This window comes from Aquimarina latercula DSM 2041, assembly GCF_000430645.1.
Lineage (GTDB): Bacteria > Bacteroidota > Bacteroidia > Flavobacteriales > Flavobacteriaceae > Aquimarina > Aquimarina latercula.
In genome coordinates, this window is record NZ_KE387185.1 from 702,569 (window position 1) to 725,531 (window position 22,963).

At 32.8% G+C, this 22,963-nt stretch carries 29 protein-coding genes; 17 read left to right on the forward strand and 12 right to left on the reverse strand.

Annotation, left to right across the window (positions count from 1 at the left end; translation table 11 throughout):
* Positions 1–4: 4 nt before the first annotated feature.
* Genes H526_RS0120940 through moeB form a run of 3 tightly spaced genes read left to right on the forward strand, consistent with a single transcriptional unit; the run spans position 5 to position 2,972 of the window.
* Positions 5–775 carry a thiazole synthase gene (locus tag H526_RS0120940; RefSeq protein ID WP_027394822.1) on the forward strand — a complete coding sequence of 257 codons (771 nt, stop codon included), beginning with the start codon at positions 5–7 and terminating at the stop codon, positions 773–775.
* Positions 768–1,880 carry a 2-iminoacetate synthase ThiH gene (thiH, locus tag H526_RS0120945; protein WP_027394823.1) on the forward strand — a complete coding sequence of 371 codons (1,113 nt, stop codon included), beginning with the start codon at positions 768–770 and terminating at the stop codon, positions 1,878–1,880. The genes H526_RS0120940 and thiH overlap by 8 nt, the downstream gene beginning before the upstream one ends.
* Before the next feature lie 30 nt (positions 1,881–1,910).
* Complete coding sequence (gene moeB / locus H526_RS0120950; protein ID WP_027394824.1) at positions 1,911–2,972, forward strand: molybdopterin-synthase adenylyltransferase MoeB; 1,062 nt, start codon at positions 1,911–1,913, stop codon at positions 2,970–2,972.
* On the opposite strand, the gene H526_RS0120955 is transcribed toward moeB, so the two are convergent.
* Positions 2,969–3,403, reverse strand: a complete 435-nt coding sequence (locus tag H526_RS0120955) for a hypothetical protein (protein WP_027394825.1) — start codon at positions 3,401–3,403, stop codon at positions 2,969–2,971. The genes moeB and H526_RS0120955 overlap by 4 nt on opposite strands.
* Positions 3,404–3,572: 169 nt before the next feature.
* On the opposite strand from H526_RS0120955, the gene greA reads away from it, so the two are divergent.
* The 3 genes from greA to H526_RS0120970 all read left to right on the forward strand — a co-directional run bounded on the left by greA (position 3,573) and on the right by H526_RS0120970 (position 4,977).
* Entirely contained in the window at positions 3,573–4,049 is a 477-nt protein-coding gene (greA, locus tag H526_RS0120960; protein WP_027394826.1) for a transcription elongation factor GreA, read from the forward strand.
* 120 nt (positions 4,050–4,169) lie between these two features.
* The gene (locus tag H526_RS0120965) at positions 4,170–4,559 is read left to right on the forward strand and encodes an HIT family protein (RefSeq protein WP_027394827.1); all 390 of its coding nucleotides are present in this window, start codon (positions 4,170–4,172) and stop codon (positions 4,557–4,559) included.
* A gap of 1 nt (position 4,560) precedes the next feature.
* Complete coding sequence (locus H526_RS0120970) at positions 4,561–4,977, forward strand: acyl-CoA thioesterase (protein WP_027394828.1); 417 nt, start codon at positions 4,561–4,563, stop codon at positions 4,975–4,977.
* A gap of 7 nt (positions 4,978–4,984) precedes the next feature.
* Here H526_RS0120970 and H526_RS0120975 read toward each other — a convergent pair whose 3' ends face one another.
* Together H526_RS0120975 and H526_RS0120980 are read right to left on the reverse strand one after the other, a co-directional pair.
* Positions 4,985–5,344 carry a hypothetical protein gene (locus H526_RS0120975; RefSeq protein WP_027394829.1) on the reverse strand — a complete coding sequence of 120 codons (360 nt, stop codon included), beginning with the start codon at positions 5,342–5,344 and terminating at the stop codon, positions 4,985–4,987.
* A 37-nt stretch (positions 5,345–5,381) separates the two neighbouring features.
* A complete protein-coding gene (locus H526_RS0120980) occupies positions 5,382–6,596 on the reverse strand; it encodes a sensor histidine kinase (RefSeq protein ID WP_027394830.1) in 1,215 nt (404 codons plus the stop codon).
* A 136-nt stretch (positions 6,597–6,732) separates the two neighbouring features.
* Here H526_RS0120980 and H526_RS0120985 point away from each other — a divergent pair, with 136 nt between their 5' ends.
* The 4 genes from H526_RS0120985 to upp all read left to right on the forward strand — a co-directional run bounded on the left by H526_RS0120985 (position 6,733) and on the right by upp (position 9,554).
* Positions 6,733–7,608 (forward strand): flavin reductase family protein, encoded by an 876-nt coding sequence (locus tag H526_RS0120985; RefSeq protein ID WP_027394831.1) that lies wholly within the window; start codon positions 6,733–6,735, stop codon positions 7,606–7,608.
* A gap of 8 nt (positions 7,609–7,616) precedes the next feature.
* The gene (locus H526_RS0120990; RefSeq protein ID WP_027394832.1) at positions 7,617–7,991 is read left to right on the forward strand and encodes a DUF3127 domain-containing protein; all 375 of its coding nucleotides are present in this window, start codon (positions 7,617–7,619) and stop codon (positions 7,989–7,991) included.
* Between the two features lie 243 nt (positions 7,992–8,234).
* Positions 8,235–8,873: a leucyl/phenylalanyl-tRNA--protein transferase gene (gene aat / locus H526_RS0120995; protein ID WP_027394833.1), complete on the forward strand. Its 639-nt coding sequence runs from the start codon at positions 8,235–8,237 to the stop codon at positions 8,871–8,873.
* Between the two features lie 27 nt (positions 8,874–8,900).
* On the forward strand, positions 8,901–9,554 hold the full coding sequence (gene upp, locus H526_RS0121000) for a uracil phosphoribosyltransferase (protein ID WP_027394834.1): 654 nt from the start codon (positions 8,901–8,903) through the stop codon (positions 9,552–9,554).
* A gap of 5 nt (positions 9,555–9,559) precedes the next feature.
* Here the strand turns inward: upp and H526_RS0121005 are convergent, their stop codons facing one another.
* Both H526_RS0121005 and H526_RS0121010 read right to left on the reverse strand, forming a co-directional pair.
* Positions 9,560–9,970 (reverse strand): ACT domain-containing protein, encoded by a 411-nt coding sequence (locus H526_RS0121005; RefSeq protein WP_027394835.1) that lies wholly within the window; start codon positions 9,968–9,970, stop codon positions 9,560–9,562.
* A 3-nt stretch (positions 9,971–9,973) separates the two neighbouring features.
* Positions 9,974–10,537, reverse strand: coding sequence for a DNA-3-methyladenine glycosylase I (locus H526_RS0121010; protein ID WP_027394836.1), 564 nt, complete (start codon positions 10,535–10,537; stop codon positions 9,974–9,976).
* Positions 10,538–10,773: 236 nt separating this feature from the next.
* On the opposite strand from H526_RS0121010, the gene H526_RS0121015 reads away from it, so the two are divergent.
* On the forward strand, positions 10,774–11,385 hold the full coding sequence (locus H526_RS0121015; RefSeq protein WP_211237853.1) for a thioredoxin family protein: 612 nt from the start codon (positions 10,774–10,776) through the stop codon (positions 11,383–11,385).
* A gap of 1 nt (position 11,386) precedes the next feature.
* Here H526_RS0121015 and H526_RS31155 read toward each other — a convergent pair whose 3' ends face one another.
* The 7 genes from H526_RS31155 to H526_RS0121050 form a co-directional block, all read right to left on the reverse strand.
* On the reverse strand, positions 11,387–12,007 hold the full coding sequence (locus H526_RS31155; protein ID WP_027394838.1) for a hypothetical protein: 621 nt from the start codon (positions 12,005–12,007) through the stop codon (positions 11,387–11,389).
* Between the two features lie 117 nt (positions 12,008–12,124).
* Positions 12,125–12,832, reverse strand: coding sequence for a tRNA pseudouridine(55) synthase TruB (gene truB / locus H526_RS0121025; RefSeq protein ID WP_027394839.1), 708 nt, complete (start codon positions 12,830–12,832; stop codon positions 12,125–12,127).
* Between the two features lie 9 nt (positions 12,833–12,841).
* Entirely contained in the window at positions 12,842–13,636 is a 795-nt protein-coding gene (locus H526_RS0121030; protein ID WP_027394840.1) for an undecaprenyl-diphosphate phosphatase, read from the reverse strand.
* 62 nt (positions 13,637–13,698) lie between these two features.
* Positions 13,699–13,962, reverse strand: coding sequence for a DUF3098 domain-containing protein (locus tag H526_RS0121035; protein ID WP_027394841.1), 264 nt, complete (start codon positions 13,960–13,962; stop codon positions 13,699–13,701).
* Positions 13,946–14,350: a hypothetical protein gene (locus H526_RS0121040; RefSeq protein ID WP_051336263.1), complete on the reverse strand. Its 405-nt coding sequence runs from the start codon at positions 14,348–14,350 to the stop codon at positions 13,946–13,948. Before H526_RS0121040 ends, H526_RS0121035 begins: the two co-directional genes overlap by 17 nt.
* A 5-nt stretch (positions 14,351–14,355) precedes the next feature.
* Complete coding sequence (gene lgt / locus H526_RS0121045; RefSeq protein WP_027394843.1) at positions 14,356–15,189, reverse strand: prolipoprotein diacylglyceryl transferase; 834 nt, start codon at positions 15,187–15,189, stop codon at positions 14,356–14,358.
* An 11-nt stretch (positions 15,190–15,200) separates the two neighbouring features.
* Positions 15,201–16,079 carry a cell division protein FtsX gene (locus tag H526_RS0121050; RefSeq protein ID WP_027394844.1) on the reverse strand — a complete coding sequence of 293 codons (879 nt, stop codon included), beginning with the start codon at positions 16,077–16,079 and terminating at the stop codon, positions 15,201–15,203.
* 308 nt (positions 16,080–16,387) lie between these two features.
* Between H526_RS0121050 and H526_RS31900 the strand changes: the two genes are divergently transcribed.
* The 6 genes from H526_RS31900 (at position 16,388) to H526_RS0121075 (ending at position 22,911) form a co-directional block, all read left to right on the forward strand.
* Positions 16,388–16,525, forward strand: coding sequence for a hypothetical protein (locus H526_RS31900; RefSeq protein WP_155839740.1), 138 nt, complete (start codon positions 16,388–16,390; stop codon positions 16,523–16,525).
* Between the two features lie 161 nt (positions 16,526–16,686).
* Positions 16,687–17,619, forward strand: coding sequence for a ketopantoate reductase family protein (locus H526_RS0121055; protein ID WP_027394845.1), 933 nt, complete (start codon positions 16,687–16,689; stop codon positions 17,617–17,619).
* 59 nt (positions 17,620–17,678) lie between these two features.
* Positions 17,679–20,492: a leucine--tRNA ligase gene (gene leuS / locus H526_RS0121060; RefSeq protein ID WP_027394846.1), complete on the forward strand. Its 2,814-nt coding sequence runs from the start codon at positions 17,679–17,681 to the stop codon at positions 20,490–20,492.
* A gap of 90 nt (positions 20,493–20,582) precedes the next feature.
* Positions 20,583–20,864 (forward strand): SemiSWEET transporter, encoded by a 282-nt coding sequence (locus H526_RS0121065; protein WP_233557452.1) that lies wholly within the window; start codon positions 20,583–20,585, stop codon positions 20,862–20,864.
* A gap of 133 nt (positions 20,865–20,997) precedes the next feature.
* Positions 20,998–22,113, forward strand: a complete 1,116-nt coding sequence (ald, locus tag H526_RS0121070) for an alanine dehydrogenase (protein ID WP_027394848.1) — start codon at positions 20,998–21,000, stop codon at positions 22,111–22,113.
* Positions 22,114–22,218: 105 nt separating this feature from the next.
* Complete coding sequence (locus tag H526_RS0121075; RefSeq protein WP_027394849.1) at positions 22,219–22,911, forward strand: zinc metallopeptidase; 693 nt, start codon at positions 22,219–22,221, stop codon at positions 22,909–22,911.
* Positions 22,912–22,963: the final 52 nt, after the last annotated feature.

The window sequence follows — 22,963 nt, forward strand, 5'->3', positions numbered from 1 at the left end:
CACAATGGATACATTAAAAATTGCAGACAAACAGTTTTCGTCTAGGTTGTTTACCGGAACAGGGAAATTTAGTTCATCGGATCAGATGAGAGAAGCATTAGTAGTTTCTGAGAGTGAGTTGATAACTGTGGCACTTAAGAGAGTTGATGTTACAAATGAAGATGATGATATACTGACTCATTTAGATCATCCAAGAATTAATTTATTACCAAATACTTCTGGAGTTAGAGATGCTAAAGAAGCTGTTTTTGCTGCTCAGTTGGCAAGAGAAGCTCTAGAGACCAATTGGATTAAATTAGAGATTCATCCGGATCCAAAATATTTATTGCCAGATGCTATTGAAACATTAAAAGCGGCAGAAGAGCTCGTAAGACTTGGTTTTGTTGTGATGCCTTATATACATGCAGATCCTGTTTTATGTAAACGATTAGAAGAAGTAGGTACGCAATGTGTAATGCCCTTAGGAGCGCCAATAGGAAGTAATAAAGGATTAAAGACATTGGATTTTTTAGAAATAATCATAGATCAGAGTAATGTTCCTGTAATAGTAGATGCTGGTATAGGTAGTCCATCTCATGCAGCTCATGCAATGGAAATCGGTGCTGATGCAGTCTTAGTAAATACAGCTATTGCTGTTTCGGAAGACCCAGTAGCGATGGCTAAAGCTTTTAAAATGTCGGTTGAAGCAGGTAGGTTGGCATATAAAGCTAAATTGGCTCCAATCAAAAAGCACGCAGAAGCAAGTAGCCCTTTAACAAGTTTTTTGAATGACTAGTTTCAAACACATATTTGACCAATATGATTGGGACTCCGTCTTATCCGATATTCTTAGGAAAACTGAACGGGATGTTCAGAAAGCTTTAGATGCAAATAATAGGACTATTGAGGATTTTAAAGCTTTAATTTCTCCAGCTGCTAAACCATATTTGGAACAAATGGCACAATTGAGTTATCAGGTTACAAAGAAACGGTTCGGAAATACGATACAGATGTATGCGCCCATGTATCTAAGTAACGAATGTCAAAATATTTGCACATATTGTGGTTTTAGTATGACTAATAAAATTCCTCGCAGAACCTTAACCAATGAGGAAATACTTAAAGAAGTAGCTTTTTTGAAATCCAAAGGCTATGACCACATTCTTTTAGTTACTGGAGAAGCCAATAAAAAGGTTGGGGTAGATTATATTAATAAAGCAATTAAATTAATACATTCTCAATTTGCTAATATCACTATAGAAGTACAACCATTAGATCAAGAAGATTATGAGTTGTTGATTGATAGTGGTTTATATGCGGTTTTAGTATATCAAGAAACATATCATAAAGGAGAGTATAAAAAACATCATCCGAAAGGAAGAAAATCAAATTTTGATTATCGATTAGAGACTCCAGATAGATTGGGACGCGCAGGAATTCATAAAATAGGTCTAGGTGCTTTATTTGGTTTAGAAGATTGGAGGGCTGATAGTTTTTTTACTGCTTTACATCTGCAGTATTTACAGAAGACGTATTGGAAAACCAAATATTCTATATCATTTCCCAGGTTGAGACCTCATAGTGGTGGATTAGAACCAAAAGTTGAAATGACAGATGCTGATTTAGTGCAGTTAATCTGTGCATTCCGTTTATTGGATGAGGATGTAGAGTTATCTATGTCTACTAGAGAAAGTGAAATTTTTCGAGAAAATATTGTGAATCTAGGGATTACTTCTATTAGTGCAGAGTCTAAGACAAATCCTGGAGGCTATGCCGTAGAACCTCAATCACTAGAACAGTTTGAAATTTCTGACGAACGTTCTACGGAAGAAGTAGTAATGATGTTAAAATCTAAAGGGTTGGAGGTAGTTTGGAAAGATTGGGCTCATAATTGGAAATAAATTGTAATACCTTTATAGTTTGTTCGTAAAATGCTAGATAAAGAAGAAAAAATACAATATAGCCGTCATATTTTATTAAATGAGATAGGTTTAGAAGGCCAAGAAAAATTAAAGTCGGCTAAGGTTTTAGTGATTGGCGCAGGAGGATTGGGCTGCCCTATTTTACAGTATCTTACTGCTGCCGGTGTTGGCACTATTGGGATTATAGATAACGACGTTGTTGACCAAACAAATCTTCAAAGACAAGTTTTATATACGGTAGATGATATTGGAAAATCAAAAGCTAAGGTAGCTTCAGAAAAATTATCAAAACTAAATCCTTTTGTGTTTTTTAAAGTATATGAAGAAAAATTGGATAATGATAATGCATTAGAACTTTTTTCCGAGTATGATATTATCGTAGACGGAAGTGATAATTTTCCAACTAGGTATTTAGTAAACGACGCGTGTGTGATTACTGATAAGCCGTTAGTATTTGGTTCTATATTTAAATTTCAAGGACAAGTTTCTGTATTGAATTATGAAAATGGTCCTACATATCGATGCTTATTTCCTAACCCTCCAGAAGAAGGTGCTGTTCCAAATTGTTCGGATATAGGAGTTTTGGGAATATTACCCGGAATTATAGGAAACCTTCAAGCAAATGAAACTATTAAAATAATCGTTGGTATAGGAGAAGTTTTAAAAGGGAAATTACTCTATTTTGACGCCCTTACCTTACAACAGCAAATATTAAGCTTTAATAAAAATGAAAATATCTATATAGATCAATTGGTTGACGACTATGATTTTTTCTGTGGTATTAAATCAAATACTTTCAAGGAAATTTCTGCTACTGAACTAAAGAAAAATTTAGAAAACTATCAAATTCTAGATGTTAGGTCTCAAAAAGAATTTGAGCATTATAATATTGGAGGTATTCATATCCCTTTAGATACGATATCCACCAAAACTTCTGAGCTAAACAATAAAAAATCAATTGTAGTTTGCTGTCAATCTGGTTTACGTAGTAAAAAAGCGATCGAAATTATCCGTGAGTATAGGGATGACCTTCATTTAATTAATTTAAAAGATGGTTTGTCCACCTATTAATTAGAAACGACTAAAATATTTCCTTCTCTTCTAATTTGATATCTTAAAAGAGGAAACCCTCCTTCTCCTTCTAATTGTTGTCCATTAATAATTTCATAAGCATTATCATTTCCACAATTAGATTCAGCTCTAATCCCTGTTACGCTTAATGCAGAGCAGCTACTAGGAGTGATATTAGGATCACTCAATTCAAAAGCAGAATACAAAGTGTTATCTATATTATAAATAATAACTCCTTTTATCCCTACTCCTTCAATTCTGATTACTTCGAAGTTTCCAGGAAATTTAAGCTCGTTAAATTGTGGCAAGTCTAAATTTACCGTATGATTAAAACCAATAGAAGGGAGATTAGGATTATTAGAACGCCCATCATCGTTACTACAGGAGAGAATAAATACTGAAATAAAAACTACTAATATTATCTTTTTCATTTTTTGTTGTATTAATAATAAAGAAAGATATTCTTTACTAATCCAAGTGCAATTTTTTAAATGACCAAATTAAGTAAAAATGTGATTCGGTATTATTTTTTATTATATTTGTTTATAGTTAAAGTCCCATAGCCGTGGGATTTTTTGTATTTATATAAACGATGAAGTTATGAGCAAAGTATCTTATTACACTGCAGAAGGGCTAAAAAAGTTAAGAGACGAATTAAATAACCTTAAAGATATAGAGAGACCAAAGGCGTCGCAGGCTATTGCAGAAGCTCGTGATAAAGGGGATTTAAGTGAAAATGCTGAGTATGATGCGGCCAAAGAAGCACAAGGGTTACTAGAGATGAGAATTTCTAAATTAGAAGCAACATTATCTGGAGCGCGTTTAATTGATGAATCTCAATTAGACACCTCAAAAGCATTAATACACTCTACAGTTAAAATTAAAAACCAAACGAATGGCGCACAAATGACATATAAGTTAGTTGCGCAGAGTGAGGCTGATCTTAAAACAGGTAAGATATCTGTTGATTCGCCTATTGGAAAAGGTCTTTTAGGAAAAAGTGTGGGAGAAGTAGCAGAAATTCAAGTCCCTAATGGGATTATGAAATTTGATGTTGTAGAAATTACACGAGAGTAAAATATTACAGGTAGTTACGAAAACCTTTCTTAAAAAAATGAGAAAGGTTTTTTTATGACCTTTATTTTGCCAGAAATATCCTATATTCCGTTTTAATAAACCAACTAAAAGTTTTAACGGATGTCTACCCTGTTCACTAAGATTATTAATGGCGAAATACCCTCTTATAAAGTCGCTGAGGATGAGCATTTTTATGCTTTTTTGGATATAAATCCAAATGCAAAAGGGCATACCTTATGTATTCCTAAAAAAGAAGAAAACAAAATATTTGATCTCGATGAAGAAACTTATATCGAATTAATGCGTTTTTCTCGAAAAGTAGCTAAGGCAATTGAAAAATCTGTTGTTTGTAAGAGAGTTGGTATTGCAGTAGTAGGTCTAGAAGTACCCCATGTTCACGTTCATTTAATACCGATTAATGAAATGAAAGAGATGACTTTTCAATCGAAAGTAGCCATGACCAAAGATGAATTTGAAATATTAGCCGAAAAGATTCAATCGAATTTATAAAATGAGTACTACTTCAGAATTTAAATTGTCGCTACAATTAAGAATTGATTGGAGTGAAATGGATACGTATCAGCATGTAAATAATGTGAATTTCATGAAGTATATGCAAAGTGCTCGCGTTCAGTTTTGGGAAGTTTCTGGATTGGCCAAATTACATACCGAAACTAAGAAAGGACCGATGCTTGTTTCTACAAAATGTGATTTTAAAAACCCACTTTTCTTTCCTGGAAATGTATTGATTAAAACCAGAGTAGCGTTTATAAAAAACTCTAGTTTTGGATTGTATCATGAACTTTATAACGATAATGAAGTATTATGCGCTATAGGTAATGATGTAGCCGTTTGTTTTGATTTTAATATAGATAAGACTTTTAGTATCCCAGATGAATTACGAGAAATAATGAGTCAATATGAGTAATACAATATTACATTTGAAAAAGTTCTGGGCGTAGAAGAAATATACCTAATACAACTCCTATAACAATTACTAAAGTAACTATTAGGTAAAATAACCCAGTAAATTTAATTCCTGATGGTTTTAGGTTAATGGTTTTTTTGTGATAATTATATACTCTTTCGATATCATCTGTCCAACGTCCTGGAAAAATAGTAGTTTCACATTTTTTGCAATCCATGCTTTCAATAACTTCTTTCTTAGTTTTGACAAAAAGTTTAGAAAATGATTTCTTTTGCTTAAATGAAAGTAATAAGCTTTCTGTAGAATAACATTCAGGACAATTATTATTTAGAACAGTTTCTTTTAAAACAATATACTCGGTTTTCACTTTATAAGGTTTGTAGCTTATAACGTTTATAAGAGAATTATGTTATACTAACAGTATCAGATTTACTTAATGTAATCTGAAAAGTAGTGCCCTTGCCTATTTCCGATCTTAAAACTCTAATTTTACCAGAGTGATAATCCTCAATGATTCTTTTAGCTAGCGAAAGACCAAGTCCCCAACCTCTAGTTTTAGAGGTATAACCAGGTTCAAATATTTTAGTAAACTTACTTTTAGGAATTCCCTTTCCCGTATCTGTAATTCTAATGTATACTCGTTTGGAGTCCTCTGATAAATCAATATTTAAATCCCCTTTACCGCGCATGGCATCAATTGCATTTTTAACTAAATTTTCAATAGTCCAGCTATATAACTGAGAGTTTAAATGAACCGGAATTGGTTTTTCAAGTAAATTAATTGAAAAATTAATCAACTTAGAACTTCGAGATTGTAGATAAGTATATGCTTCACTCGTTTCTTGTACAATGTCTACTTCTTCTAATTTGGGAATAGATCCAATTTTAGAAAAACGCTCTGTAATAACTTTTAATCTAGAAATATCTTTTTCTATTTCTACTATATATTCGGGATTAACATGTTCTACTTTTAAAATTTCATTCCATCCAACTAAAGAAGAAAGAGGTGTTCCAATTTGATGAGCAGTTTCTTTAGCCATACCTGCCCAGAGCTTATTTTGTTCGCTAGCTTTAGAGGTGGTAAAGAAGAAATAAATAACACCAATTAATAGAAAGATTATTAAAGCAATTGCTATTGGGTAATATTTTAATTTATTAAGAATAGAAGAATTTCCATAATACACATATTGCACCGTTCCTTTAAGATCTAATACTATCGGCTCATTTTCAGATTTCATTCGTGCTAAATAATCAACGAGTTCTTCTTCAGTAACATTGTCTGGTAGGTTAAGTGTGGTACTTGCGATATTTATTTCTCCTGATGGACTTTTAATAAAATCACCTTCAGAATTTGTAATTATTGTTGGAATAGTAGTGTTGGTACGATTAATAAGGTTAGATAATTCTAAATATTCATCTAGACTTAAATCACTAGATCCGTCTATTCCAGAACTACTTAATGCCTTAAACGACTGCGCCCAAACTTGCATTTTAATATTTTCATCCTTTTTTAATCGTTGAAGAAATAAAGATGTGTTCCATAGTACAAGACCTGTAATTACAAGAACCGCAAATATTATAAAGTAACTAGCTAGATTACGTTCATCAGAAAAATTCATAAAAAATGTGTTACCAAACTCTAAATATAAACGTTTTAAAACTAATTTATTGTTTCTAAACTAAGGTAAGTAAAACCAATCGATTGAAGCCTAAGAGCTATAAAGTTTAAGTATCTTTGTGTAATAGATTTTATTTATGATACGTATAGATCCCTCAGAAGTTTCCACAGGAAAATTACATGGAATGATGCTTGGAGCAATTGGCCCTAGGCCTATCGCTTTTGCAAGTACTATCGATGAAGATGGTAATCCTAACCTTTCGCCGTTTAGTTTTTTTAATGTTTTTAGTGCTAATCCGCCAATTCTTATTTTTTCGCCTGCAAGAAGAGTAAGAGATAATTCGACTAAGCATACTTTAGAAAATAGCATAGCTTCAAAGGAAGTGGTTATCAATATTGTTAATTATGATATTGTTCAGCAAATGTCATTGTCTAGCACTGAGTATCCTGAAGGTGTAAATGAGTTCGATAAAGCTGGTTTAACGATGTTGCCATCCGAAAAGATAAAATCGTTTAGAGTAGCAGAAGCTCCTGTTCAGTTTGAGTGTAAAGTGAATGAGATAGTTTCTTTGGGGAATGAAGGAGGTGCTGGGAACCTTGTTATTTGCGAAGTGTTACTAATGCATGTTAAAAAAGAGATACTTGATAATGATGGTAAGATTGATCAATATAAAATTGATCAAGTTGCTCGTATGGGTGGTAATTGGTACACAAGAGCCAATATGGGTATGTTTGAGGTTCCAAAACCTTTAAGTACCATCGGTATAGGTATAGATGCTTTGCCCGATAATGTAAAAAATAGTACTGTGTTTACTGGAAATGATTTAGGAAAATTAGGTAATGTACAGAGAATACCTACAAATGTTGAGGTTCAAGATTTTGTTAATAACAATACTGATATTAAGGATAAAATTCAGGATGCTAACCTAATAGAAATTCATAAATTTGCACAGCAGTATTTAGATATGGATGATATTTATACTGCCTGGAATATTTTAGCAGCAATACAATAATTAAAAAGATGGAAGTACAAGGTAAAGTAAAGATGGTCGGTGAGACACAAACTTTTGGAAACAATGGTTTCAGAAAGCGTGAGATAGTGGTTACTACAGAAGAACAATATCCGCAACATATAATGGTAGAGTTTGTTCAGGATAAATGTGATTTATTAAACAGCTTTCAGGTAGGTCAAGATGTAAAAATAAGTATCAATTTGCGTGGTCGTGAATGGGTGAATCCTCAAGGAGAAACTAAATATTTTAACTCAATCCAAGGATGGAGAATAGAAAACTTACAGGCAGCTGCTCCTTCTGGTTCAGCTCCTATGCCACCAGCAGATGCGTTTGAACCTGCAACAAACCTTAAGGAAGAAGATCATGATGATTTACCATTTTAGGTAAATCAATACATATAGATTAGCACTAGGCTTGTCCTAGTACCTAGTATAAAAGTAAAAAGTCCGATACATTAGTATCGGACTTTTCATATTGTGGTTTTAGGTTAACCTTTTAATAAAACTCAAAAAAGCAATGATGAACAAAATTTATCTTAAAAGGTTCTAACAAATATTGCGATTTTTTTGGTCAATTCAAACAACTAATTGATATTTAACGTTGTAGAAACGTTAGAGCATTCAGATTTGTATATACTTAATGATTCCATAGATTTTCCACCCGTATCTGCGACTAATAAAGACGGGTTATTGGCGGTAGGAGGAGATCTTTCTATCCCTAGATTGTTACACGCATACTATAATGGTATTTTTCCTTGGTATGATGATGATCAACCAATTTTATGGTTTAGTCCTGACCCCAGAATGGTTCTTTTTCCGGAAGATCTTAAAATTAGTAAAAGTATGAGAAAACTACTTCGAAAGAATTCCTTCGAAGTTACTTTTAATAAAAACTTTGACCAAGTAATTAGTAATTGTGCAACTATAAGTCGTCCTGATCAATTAGGTACTTGGATAACATCAGATATGAAACATGCATACACATTACTTCATCAGGAAGGTTACGCAGTTTCTACAGAAGTATGGCAAGGATCCGAATTAGTAGGTGGTTTATATGGTATATGGTTAGAAGACAAAAAAATATTTTGTGGAGAGAGTATGTTTTCTAAAGTAAGTAATGCATCTAAATATGGGTTTATTAAGTTAATTGAGTTTTTACAGATAAAAGGAGTGCAATTGGTAGATTGTCAGGTTCACACTGATCATTTAGAAAGTTTAGGAGCAAAAGAAATCCCAAGAGATGCTTTTATGGAATATTTAAAGTAGTTTTATATCTATTAAATTTTACTTAGTATGATTATTCACAATCTTGAAACAGAAAATTCTATTTTAAATCAATTTATTGGTGAAATTAGGGATCAAGTGATCCAAAAAGATAGGATGCGTTTTAGAAAAAATATAGAGCGCATAGGAGAAGTTTTAGGTTATGAGTTAAGTAAAACTTTAGAATTCACTACAAAGAGTGTTCAAACGCCACTAGGCAATAGAGAAATTTCTGTACCAGAAAAAGAATTGGTTTTATGTTCTATTTTACGAGCAGGTTTGCCCTTACATCAGGGACTGCTTAATTATTTTGATACTGCAGAAAATGCATTTATATCTGCTTATAGAGATCATGTTGATGATACTGATGATTTTGAAGTGATTGTTAATTATCTAGCATCTCCTTCTTTAGAAAATAAAACACTGTTATTAGCGGATCCTATGCTTGCCACAGGAAAAACATTAGAGAACACTATAAACGCTATGAAAAGTCATGGAGAACCAAAGCAAATTCATATCATATCTGTTATTGGCTCTCGCAAGGGTGTAGAATATATTAAGGATGTTTTTCCAAAAAATACGCATCTTTGGATCGCTGCCATAGATGAAAAATTAAATAGTAAAGGTTATATTATTCCTGGATTAGGCGATTCTGGGGATCTATCATACGGAGTGAAATTATAGAGTAATCAGTTTTTATTCGGATAGTTTTGCGATAATCTTTTAAGAATCTCAATTGTTTTTTCTGCATCCTTCGTGTTAACGAAAATGTGATCGTGATAATAACCTGCGATCACGTTGCAACTTATTTCATTAGCTGCTAATTCTGCAGAAAAAATTGCAGTAAACCCAATTGCATCAAGAGAAGAAAGAATTTTTAGTGTTATCCAAGAGGCAATAAATTCGTATTTTAAGTTAAGATTATCAGCTGTTTCGCGTTTTAAAACTAGTGTAATTCCTTTTTGTTCTTTGAACTCACAGATAATATCTTTTCTTTCAATTAAATCTGTTGTTTTTACTGTTGTAAAAACATACACTCCAGGTTGTAGTTCTGGAGTCATTTTTTGAATAAGTGTGGTTAAATTCTTTTCGCCAGCCATTTTTTAAACTTCATTGTATCTAAAACAATCTATAGTGTGATCATTTACCATTCCGATGGCTTGCATAAATGCGTAAATAACCGTTGATCCAACAAACTTGAAACCGCGTTTTTTTAAATCTTTACTAATAATGTCAGAAATTTCGGTGGTAGCAGGGCATTCTTTATGATGGTTCCATTTATTTACAATAGGTTTGCTGTCTATAAATCCCCAGATATAAGAGTCAAAACTTCCGAACTCTTCTTGGATTTTCATGAAATTTTGAGCATTGGTAATTGCGGAATTTACTTTTAATTTATTTCTAATAATCCCTGCATTTTGAAGCAATTCTTCTTTTTTAGACTCATTATATTGGGCTACGATTTTATAATCAAAGTTGTCAAAAGCAACTCTAAAATTTTCTCGTTTTCTAAGAATGGTAATCCAGCTTAATCCAGCTTGAAATGTTTCTAAAACTAAAAATTCAAATAGAAGACGCTCATCGTGTAGAGGAACTCCCCATTCATTATCGTGATAGGATTCATATAAAGAATCTCCAACACACCAACCACATCTATGTTTTTCCATGATTTGATTTTTGATTTTTTAAAAATACATTATTCTAATATATATTTTGAATTGATAGGAAATTGTTTTTTTATGAATTCAAAGTTGTCATTTACTGAAAAAGATAATTTTATCTAAATAATAAATGAAGCATAAAATGTATTTTTGAAAAGCTATTTGGTTATTCGTTATAGCACACTATTTGTAAGTTTTAAGCTTTTATATCGTCCTATTGTGTAAGATATAAGCAAATAATCATGGATACAACTACAATGACAATAAATGAATTAATAGAAGGAGGAATAGAGAACTCCTATTCTTATCAAGAATATAGAAATATAGTGAGCAGTTTGTTAGCTGAAGGAAAATCAACCGGACACGAACAATCTGAAGCACTTACTAATTATAGTATGTTAAATGATCGTAGAATGAAACGATTAGATAAGACTATAAAAATTAATGAAACCATAGCCGATACAGTTTCAAAAGCGGAAACAAATATTACTTGGTTAGTACTTACAGAAGGTTGGTGTGGTGATGCTGCGCAATCCTTACCAGTAATCAATAAGCTTTCTGAGATGAATGAAGGGATTGATCTTAGAATTGTATCCAGAGATGATAATGATGAGTTAATGAATAATTTTTTAACTAATGGTGGAAAATCCATACCTAAGTTAATAGCATATAACAAAGATACACAACAAGTATTAAATACTTGGGGACCAAGACCATCTGTTGCTACTAAAATGGTAAACGATTATAAAGAGAAGCATGGAGGTTTAGATCCACAATTTAAACAAGATTTACAAGTTTGGTATAATAAGGATAAAGGACAAAATGTGGCAGAAGATTTGTTGAAATTATTATAGTTTACCCTCCATAATTGAAGTAATAGGTAATAAATCCTTTTTGTTCTTTTAAATCTGAAGAAGAAAATAGAGCATCTTGCGCATAGTCCAAAGCATTGTCAAAAAGACATTCATTCCTAGTAGTGGATTTCTTTTTGTCAATTTTTGCATCAGTTACATAGCCGTTTTGGTTCACCTCAATTTTTACAACAACTTTTCCGCTTCCATTACAGGTATAAATCGGATTAGGGATATCCTTTTTTTCTCTTCCTTTTAAGGTAAAGGTAACGGAGCTATTTCGATTGTTTACCTCTTCAGTAATTGGTTTTTCTTCTTTTTTTGCCTCAGGAACTTCTTCAGTTGTGATGTCTTCTTCGATTGCCTCTTGTCCTTCGGTAAGTTGATCACTGTTGGAGGTTTCTTCTGTTGCTTCTGCAGTTTCGGTAAGGGATTTTATTCTTTGTTCGAAATCTTCAGAATCCTCAAAATCTTCATTAAAGGCATCATGAGTCCTTTTAGAAGCTATCAATTGTCGATCTTCTTCTTGGGGAATTTCTGGTTCTTCTTCCTTGGTAAGTTCTTCCATTAATTCTTCTGGAATTTCCATAAGAATCTCAGATTGTTCCTTTTTCTTGTTGACCATGTTGATATTATAGAGTGTCAAAACGAAAATACCCATCAACATTGATGTGATTATTAAGGCTTTATGTCTTTCTATAAATTCCATAGGTATCTATAACTACTTTTCTGTTACAATATTTTATGCGGTTTCAATTTCTGTACGTAGCTGTTTCTCAAATGTTTCTGGACTGATAGCATCATGTACCGAGAATTCACCTATTTTAGTTCTTCTTAAAACACTTAGGTGACCACCACTTTTCAATGCTTTTCCAAAATCGTGTGCTAATGATCTAATATATGTTCCCTTTCCGCAGACTACTTTAAAATCTACTTCGGGTAATTCTATTCTTGTAATTTCAAATTCTGTAATTGTAATTTTTCTAGATGCGATTGTTACTTCTTCTCCTTCTCGAGCATATTCATAGAGTCGTTTTCCATCTTTTTTTAAAGCAGAAAAAACAGGAGGATATTGTTCGATTTCACCAATAAATTGTTTTGTGGTGGTGTGTATTATTTCCTCCGAAATATGATCTATAGGAAAAGTTTGATCAACTTCTGTTTCTAAATCATAAGAAGGAGTGGTTGCTCCTAGCGTAATAGTTCCAGTATATTCCTTGGTTTGCCCCATAAATTCTTGTATTCTTTTTGTGAATTTACCGGTACATATAATAAGTAATCCAGAAGCAAGAGGATCTAAAGTTCCTGCATGTCCTACCTTTATTTTCTTAATCCCAAAATTTTTACGAATTAACCAACGAAGTTTGTTAACAACCTGAAAGGATGTCCATTGTAAAGGTTTGTCGATCAAAAGGACTTGACCGTCTTTATAATCTTGTTCGGTTAACATTATTGGGGGCTATTTAATAAAACCAAAAATGATGGCTACAACGCCAACAATAACACAATATAAGGCAAAATATGATAATTTACTCTTTTTTACTAAAGAAATCATCCAAGTACAGGCAAAAAGGCCTGATATAAATGCAGCAATGAACCCAAGAATTAAAGGTGTATTGTTTTCTGCAGAAAAATTTAAATCTCCACTTAGTAGGTCTTTTCCAATTTTACCAAAAATTAATGGAATTACCATTAAGAAGGAAAATCGAGCCGCTTTTGTTTTGTCATTACCAAGTAATACAGAAGTAGAAATGGTAGCACCGCTTCGGGAAATTCCAGGTAGCATAGCAATCGCTTGCGCGATTCCTATAACAAATGCATTAGATGTAGTAACTATCTTATTGGTATCCTTAGCTTTATCAGCTAGCCATAAAAGGATTGCGGTAATAATTAACATAAAACCTACTAGAAGAATATTTCCTCCGAAAAGTTGTTCCAATTGTTCTTCAAAAAATAAACCAACTAATACTGCGGGAATCATTGATACTATAATTCTTAAAGAAAACATGGTTTCATCATTCCTTTTGAATTGTAGAAGACCTTTGATAATTTGAAAAATATCTTTTCTAAATATAACAATAGTACTAAGCGCAGTTGCAAAATGTAAGACTACTGTAAACAGTAATGATTCTTCTGGGACACTTTCATCACCAAGAATAGCTTTGCCAAGTTCTAAATGGCCACTAGAAGAAACAGGTAAGAATTCTGTAAGCCCTTGAATAACACCTAAAATAATCGCATCAATAGTTTCCATAAGGAACAATTTGTAAATTTCGATGCAAATATATAATTACCAGAATAGAAATTGTTTGTTTGTTAGTTTTTCTTCTTGTCAGGATTCAATAAAATAGCGTAGACCTCAATTCCAAAACCAATTAAAACGACCATAGGAGCTAATCGGATTCTTCTAAAACTATAGATGTCAGGATTAAAAACGTTAGGATCGTCACTTCCTCCTCCTGCCATAAGAATAAATCCTAGTGCAATTACTGCAATTCCGATAGCCATTACTACATAGTTCTTTTTACCAAAAACAAAATCCGGTTTGTGCACTGAAGTATTGTTAGAATGTTTGCTCATGAATGTCGTTGTTAATTTCATTAAAAATTACCTGATCATCAATCATTAGTTTAGCTATATGTCCCATGATCTTGTCAGGTGTAAATATAGTCCATCTATGAATAGGATACAAAACCACTTTTTTATTTAGTATTTGATCTTGTAACTTTTCTATAGTTAATCCATATTCTAATCCACGATTGATATAATAGTAATGAGGATCGTTTTCTAAAGTGATGGCAATATCAAAACCACTTCGTTCTTCTATTTTTGAAACAACTCCTGTTATTTTTATTACATCATCTGGTTGTACATTTTGTATAGGTTTAAAGGTTTGAAAAGCAATTGTTATAAAAACTATAAAAAGAATAAAAGCACAAGCAAACCATATTTTTCCTAATTTTTTCATATGCTTTAAGTTTGAGAAGTAACTACTTCTGTTTTCTTGATTTTCAAAATTATTAAAATTGTACCAGCAACAATAAATGGAATACTAAGCATTTGCCCCATGTTTAATACCATACTATCTTCAAAAGCTACCTGATTCTCTTTAGAAAATTCTATGATGAATCTAGCAGAAAACATTAAAATCAAAAATATACCAAATACAACTCCATTTTGGTTAAAGAATGTTTTCTTTTTATTTATAAACCACAGAATTACAAAAATAGTTAGAAAAGAAAAGGCTTCGTACAATTGAGTAGGGTGTCTAGCGATTAAATCATCTTTCATAAAAACAACTCCATAATTACTATTGGTTGGTTTGCCATAGATTTCTGAATTCATAAAGTTGCCAAATCTAATAAAAGCACATCCAATAGGAATTACAATGGCTATTTTATCCATAATCCATAAAAAAGGTAGTTTGGTCTTTTTTATAAAAATTGTAATGGCGATTAAAATTCCAATCGCACCGCCATGGCTGGCAAGACCTGTAAAACCAGTAAAATTCCAACCATTGGAGGATATTTTAAATGGGAGGAAAATTTCTAAAGGGTGTTGCGAGAAATATTCAAAATCGTAAAATAAACAATGTCCTAATCTTGCACCTACTAGCGTGCCAATAAATATAAAGTTAGCAAGTGTATCCAGGTTTTTTAAAGAAATGTTTTCTGTAATAAATATTTTTTTTAGAATTCGGTAGCTTAATAGCAGTCCTATTACAAATAACAATCCATAATATTTTAATGGAAAAACACCAAAAAGAGTTGTGATTTCTGGGTCAACGTTCCAATAAATTGGTTTCATGAATTTACTCTTTAATAATATAATTCATCAGTTCTCAGATTTAGGAAACGTTGGGTAGCAAAAAAAGTACTAATCCAGGTAATTAAAATTCCAATCCCAAAAACTCCTCCGAACAAACCTATCAATAATATTTTATCACTAAGCAATGTTAGTTCCGGAAAAGCCTTATCTAAATAATATAAAACTACAGCAACACCAATTAGAGCAACAATAGCACCTATCATTCCTAAACGAACACTTTTCCAAACAAAAGGTTTGCGTATAAATCTTTTCGTGGCTCCTACCATCTGCATAGTCTTAATAATAAATCGTTTAGAATAAACGGAAAGTCGTATAGAACTATTAATTAAAAGTACTGCGATAAAAGTAAAAATCCCACTAATTAGTAATACCCAAAAGCTTATTTTCTTGATATTATCATTTAACAAAGAAATTAGAGGCTTATCATATGTTACTTCGTCAACAAAATCTTTTTTGGTAATAGTAGTAGTAATTTCATCAATTTTTACTTGATCTACAAAGTCAGCTTTAAGATAAACATCAATTGAATTTTGTAAAGGATTATAACCAAGAAAATCCATAAAATTCTCTCCTATATCTTTGCTGTGCTCTTCGGCCGCTTCTTCCTTAGAAATGTAGGTAGTTGATTTTGTGTATTCTGCAAGTGCTAAACTTTTTTCCATCTGTTTTATCTCTACTTCTTTTGCAGTATCTTTTAAATAAATGGTAAGTGCAATTTTTTCTTTAAAGTGATCAGCTACTTTTTTAGTGTTTAATACCAAAAGCCCTAATAAACCTAAAAGGAAAAGTACCAGAGAGATACTAATCACCACAGAGAAGTAAGAGGATATTAGTCTACGCTTCTGATATTTTTCGAAAGATGAGCCCATAGAGATTTGTTTTGCAGGTAAAAATAATAAATTAATCCTGTTACTAAAACAGGATCTCGATATTAAGAGGTGTAATTAATTTTTACTATTTGGATAACGAATAATAAGAGTAAAAATTTTTCGGTTTTAACTATATGTTTGTCTAAAATGTCTTTTGGATACTAAAACTCTGTCAGGTTATTTTATTTTGTTTCGTAATTCCACAGATTTAAGTAGAACTTCAACATTAAATAAACCAAAACGCTCAATTGTTAATATGTGATAAGATTGGGTGTTAAATTTATAATTCACTAAAACTTAAAACCATTATGAAAAAAGACATCAAAACGTTAAAGCTTAAAAAAACAAAGATTTCTTTACTTAATTTAAATAAGATTAAAGGAGGAGGAATTAGTCTAGCAAGTCGCAGAGCACTCTGCCATACTACTGCTTCTCAACTTTGTTAAAGTAAAGATTTTTATTAAGTGATAAAATGGTGGTAATTGATATTATCGCCATTTTCTTTTTTTGAAATCTTAATAAAGAGTATATTCCGTACAAAGGAATTTTAATAATGGTCTAATGCTTAAATTAGGGATTGCCTCATTTGATCAAATAATCCATAAATATGCATACAGTAATTATTGGTGTTGGTGGTGTTGGAGGATATTTCGGAGGTAAAATATCTCATTCTGGACAAAAAGTATCTATGATTGCTAGAGGAACCCATCTTCAAGCAATACTTAATAATGGATTAAAGATTAAAAGTATTGATGGCGATTTCGAAACTAAGCCTTTTCTTGTAACGGATGATATCAAAAAAGTTGATAAGGCGGATCTGATATTGATCTGTACTAAATCTTGGCAGGTTATAGAAGCTGCAGAACTTATTAAGCCAATGCTAAAAGAAGATACTATTGTAATTCCCCTTCAAAATGGCGCAGATAATGCTGAAAAAGTAATGTCTGTCATTGATCCAAAATATGTTTTGGGAGGGTTGTGTAAGATTTATAGCAAAATTGAATCTCCTGGAGTTATTTCACATTTCGGTCATGCTCCAGAGGTAATTTTTGGAGAATTAAATGAAAATACTTCGGAGCGTTTATTAAAAGTAAAAGAAGTTTTTGATAAAGCAGGGTTTAAGAATAAAGTTTCAGAGAATATTCAAGGAGATATCTGGAGTAAATTTATGTTCATTGCTACCGTTAGTGGTTTAGGAGCATTAACTAGAGCGACAATAGGAGAAATGTATGCGCATCCAGAATTGAATAAAATGCTTAGAAATACTGTTCTGGAGATATATCAAGTCGCTCTAAAAAAAGAAGTTGCAATGCCACCAAACATTGTAGAAGGAATTATGAATTTTATTGGTAAACAGCCATATACTGCAACAGCCTCTACACAGCGGGATATTATGGAGGGTAAGCCTTCAGAGTTAGATAATTTTAATGGATTTATTGTAAAAGAAGGTAAAAAACTAGGCGTAGAGACACCTACAAACGCATTTGTTTATAGTTGTTTACAACCAATGGAAGCAAAAGCTAGAAAGGCTAAAAACTAAGATAAAAAAGTATACTTAACTCGCATAAAATCGTAAATTTGCGGTCTTAATTTCAGATCATGAGTTACGATTTTAATACGATTGAAGCCAGATGGCAAGCCTATTGGGCAGAGAATGGAACGTTTAAAGCTGAAAATAACAGCGATAAACCAAAATATTATGTACTTGATATGTTCCCTTATCCGTCAGGAGCTGGACTTCATGTTGGGCATCCATTAGGATATATTGCTAGTGATATCTATGCTCGATATAAACGTCACAAAGGTTTCAATGTATTACATCCGCAAGGATATGACTCATTTGGGTTGCCAGCAGAGCAATATGCTATCCAGACTGGGCAACATCCTGCAATCACTACCAAGGATAATATTGCTAGATATCGTCAACAATTAGATAAAATTGGTTTTTCTTTTGATTGGAGTCGAGAAGTTAAAACGAGTGATCCTACATTTTATAAATGGACACAGTGGATTTTTATTCAGCTTTTTAATTCTTGGTATGATAATGATGCTGATAAGGCAAGGTCAGTTTCTGAATTAGAACAATTGTTTTCCGAAGAAGGAAATACAAATATTAATGCAGTATGTGATGAAGATGTGATTGTTTTCACGTCTGAAGGTTGGAATGCTTTTTCATCTAAAGAAAAACAAGAAGTATTATTAAAATATAGATTAACCTATCTTGCTGAAACAGAGGTGAACTGGTGTCCGCAATTAGGAACAGTGTTAGCAAATGACGAAATCGTTAATGGAGTTTCTGAACGTGGCGGTTATCCGGTGATCCGTAAAAAGATGACGCAATGGAGTATGCGTATTTCTGCATATGCACAACGTTTAATTGACGGATTAAATACGATTGATTGGCCACAGCCTCTAAAAGATTCTCAAACGAATTGGATTGGTCGTTCAGAAGGAGCAAGTGTAACCTTTAATGTAAAAGGTCATGATGAGGTGATCGATGTTTTTACTACGCGTCCCGATACTATTTTTGGTGTAAGTTTTATGACATTGGCTCCAGAACATGAATTGGTAGCTAAAATTACTACTCCCGAACAAAAAGAAGCGATAAATACATATATAGAAGCTACAGCAAAACGTAGTGAACGTGATCGTATGGCTGATGTAAAAACAATCAGTGGGGTTTTTACAGGTGCTTACGCAGAGCATCCATTTACAAAAGAACCTGTGCCAATCTGGATTGGCGATTACGTGTTAGCAGGATATGGTACAGGAGCTGTAATGGCTGTACCTTGTGGAGATCAACGTGATTATGATTTTGCAAAACACTTTGATATTGATATTCCTAATATTTTTGAAGGAGTAGATATTTCTGAAGAAGCGTTTGCGGATAAAGACAATACCATCATTGCTAATTCTGATTTCTTAAATGGATTAAAGTATAAAAAAGCAGTAAAAACTGCGATTTACGAATTAGAAAAGTTAGGTCAAGGAAAAGGTAAAATCAATTATAGATTGCGTGATGCTGTATTTAGTCGTCAGCGATATTGGGGAGAGCCGTTTCCGGTGTATTATGTAGACAGTATGCCGCAAATGATTGAGCTAAAACATTTACCAATAGAATTACCTGAAGTAGAAAAATATTTACCAACCGAAACAGGTGAACCGCCATTAGGTAGAGCAGATGTTTGGGCTTGGGATACTACTAAAAATGAAGTCGTATCTAATGATTTTATAGATCATGATACAGTTTTTCCTTTGGAGTTAAATACTATGCCGGGTTGGGCGGGAAGTTCGTATTATTTTAATAGATATATAGACCCTAATAACGAAGATGAGGTTTTTTCGCAAGATGCAATTAACTACTGGAAAGAAGTAGATCTATATATAGGAGGAAGTGAGCACGCAACTGGTCACTTATTATATGCACGTTTCTGGCAGAAATTTTTATTTGATAGAGGAATTGTTCCTGTGGATGAATTTGCGAAGAAGCTAATCAACCAAGGAATGATTTTGGGCACTAGTGCTATTGTTTATAGGATCAGTGGCACGAATAAATATGTTTCCAAAGGATTGAAAGATCAGTACGATGTAGAGGAACTTAGAGTGGATGTTAATATGATAAATGCATCTGATGAGTTATTGCCTGAGGATTTAAAAAATTGGCAACCGCAATTTAAGGATGCAGAATTTGAACTTGAAAATGGTAAGTACATTGTCGGGAGAGAGGTAGAAAAAATGTCCAAAAGATGGTTTAATGTAGTAAATCCGGATGGTGTTTGCGATCAATATGGAGCCGATAGTTTACGATTATACGAAATGTTCTTAGGGCCATTAGAGCAAGCAAAACCTTGGAATACAGCAGGAATTACTGGTGTACATGGATTTTTAAAGAAATTATGGAAACTATACCATAATGGAGATGCTTTTGGTGTAACGGATGCAGAACCTACAAAGGATAATTTAAAGACCTTACATAAAACCATTAAAAAGGTAGAAGAAGATATAGAGAACTTTTCTTTTAATACTTCGGTAAGTACCTTTATGATTGCAGTAAATGAATTAACTGCTCAGAAATGTAATAGCAAAGAAATTTTAGAACCATTATTGATACTAGTTTCTCCATATGCTCCGCATATAGCAGAAGAATTATGGAATAAATTAGGTCATAATGAATCTATAGCTACAGCTGCTTTTCCAATTTTTGAGGAAAAACATTTGGTAGAAAGCACAAAACAATATCCTATATCCTTTAATGGTAAGATGCGTTTTACAATGGAACTTCCTTTGGATTTAAGTAAAGAGGATATTGAAGCTGCAGTTATGGCACACGAAAAAACACAACAACAATTGGATGGACGAACACCTAAAAAAGTGATCGTAGTGCCAGGTAAGATTGTAAATGTTGTTGGGTAGTTCTTAGAAAGAAATTTATGTCAGTTTGAGCCTGTCGAAGACTTTTGTGTTGTAATACTTCGACAGGTTCAGTGTGACTATAATAAGTTTATGACTTTTTTAGTAACAGATATGATCAACTCGGTAGAAATTCTTGGATTTGTTGCAGCAACTTTGACTACAGCTGCTTTTTTGCCACAAGTGTATAAAACCTGGAAGACTAAATCTGCAGAAAGTTTATCACTGTCGATGTTATTAATTTTTGTGATCGGAGTATCATGTTGGTTGGGTTATGGTCTTTTGATAAAAAGTTTACCTATAATTTTATGTAATCTGATTACTTTGATATCAGGCTTTTTATTACTCTATTTTAAAATTCGCTATAAAAACTAAAGAAAACTACCAATCCTGATTGTTTTTTAACAAGTTTTGCTAAGTTTTGTTAAATTACGGATAAGATATTTTTTAAGTGTATTTTATTGGTTTATTTCAAGAAAACTTCTATTTTCGACCCAAAAATAAGAATATGATAATTGGTGTTCCTAAGGAAATCAAGAATAACGAGAACAGAGTAGGTGTTACACCTGCTGGTACAATGGCGCTCGTTGGACATGGTCACACTGTTTTCATTCAGCAAAATGCTGGTCTTCAGAGTGGTTTTAGTGATGAAGAATATATTGAAGCTGGTGCAAAAATATTACCTACTATAGAAGAGGTGTATGCAACGGCAGAAATGATTATAAAGGTGAAGGAGCCTATAGAACCAGAATATAAATTGATCAAGAAAGATCAGTTATTATTCACATATTTCCATTTCGCATCAAGTGAGCCTTTAACAAAAGCTATGATCGAGAATGGATCGGTTTGTATTTCTTACGAAACAGTAGAAGATCCTGATCGTAGTTTGCCATTGCTTACACCGATGAGTGAAGTAGCGGGACGTATGTCGATCCAACAAGGAGCTAAATATTTGGAGAAACCATTAAAAGGAAGAGGAATTCTTCTTGGTGGTGTGCCTGGAGTTGCTCCAGCTAAGGTATTAGTTCTTGGTGGTGGTGTAGTAGGTACTCAAGCAGCTAAGATGGCAGCAGGAATGGGAGCTGATGTAACTATTCTTGATATTAGTATGAAAAGATTACGTTACCTAGATGACGTAATGCCAGCTAACGTAAATACTGAATTCTCAAACGAATATACAGTTCGTAAACATATAAAAACGTCTGATTTAATTATTGGAGGTGTATTAATACCAGGAGCAAAAGCACCTAAGCTTATCACTCGTGATATGCTTAAAGATATGCGAACAGGAACGGTATTGGTAGATGTAGCTGTAGATCAAGGCGGGTGTTTTGAAACTACAAAACCAACTACACATCAAGATCCAGTTTATATTATAGATGATGTGGTGCATTATTCTGTAGCAAATATGCCAGGAGCAGTACCTTATACGTCAACTTTGGCACTTACAAATGTAACTTTGTCATATGCTATCCAATTAGCAAATAAAGGTTGGAAAGCAGCTTGTGCAGATAACGAACCTCTTAAAAAAGGATTAAATGTAATCAATGGAGATGTTGTGTATCCTGCTATTTCAGAAGCATTTAACCTTCCTCTGGAAGATGTAAATAACTATTTAAGTTAAACTCGACTTATTGGCTAACTCAAGTTTATTTAACTGAAAACCTCGTCTTTATGGCGAGGTTTTTGCTTTTATTGTTGTAAATTTAATAACAAAAAGTTTTTAATTATGATGGGATATTATGTAATAGCAGGGGTTATCTTCTTAGTAAGTTCTTATGTTAGTAATAAGCTAAAAAGTAAATTCAAGCATTATTCTAATGTACACTTACAAAATGGAATGAGTGGGGCTGAGATTGCTCAAAAAATGTTGGATGATAATGGGATACGTGATGTAAAGGTTATTTCGACTAAAGGACAATTAACGGATCACTATAATCCGAGAAATAAAACAGTTAATTTAAGTGAGGTAGTGTATAGCCAAAGAAATGCAGCCGCTGCAGCCGTAGCAGCTCATGAGGTTGGTCATGCAGTGCAACACGCAACAGCATATAGTTGGCTTACAATGAGATCTAAGATCGTTCCAGCGGTAGGTATTGCTAGTAAATTGTCTAACCTTGTTATCATGGTTGGTTTAGGATTATCTTTTACAGGTTCTTTACTAGGAAATACAATCTTTCTAATAGGTATTATTTTGTTTGCAGTGACTACATTATTTGCTTTTATTACACTTCCGGTGGAGTATGATGCTAGTAATCGTGCGTTAGCTTGGTTAGAAGATAATAGAATCGTTAATCAAGAAGAATACGCTGGTGCAAAAGATGCATTAAAATGGGCGGCAAGAACGTATTTAGTAGCTGCTTTAGGATCATTAGCCACATTGCTTTATTTTATATCTATGTTTTTAGGGAGAAGAGATTAGGTAATATAGAAAGATATTAGGCTTTGTCTTGTTTTTATTTCAGTATCTTTTG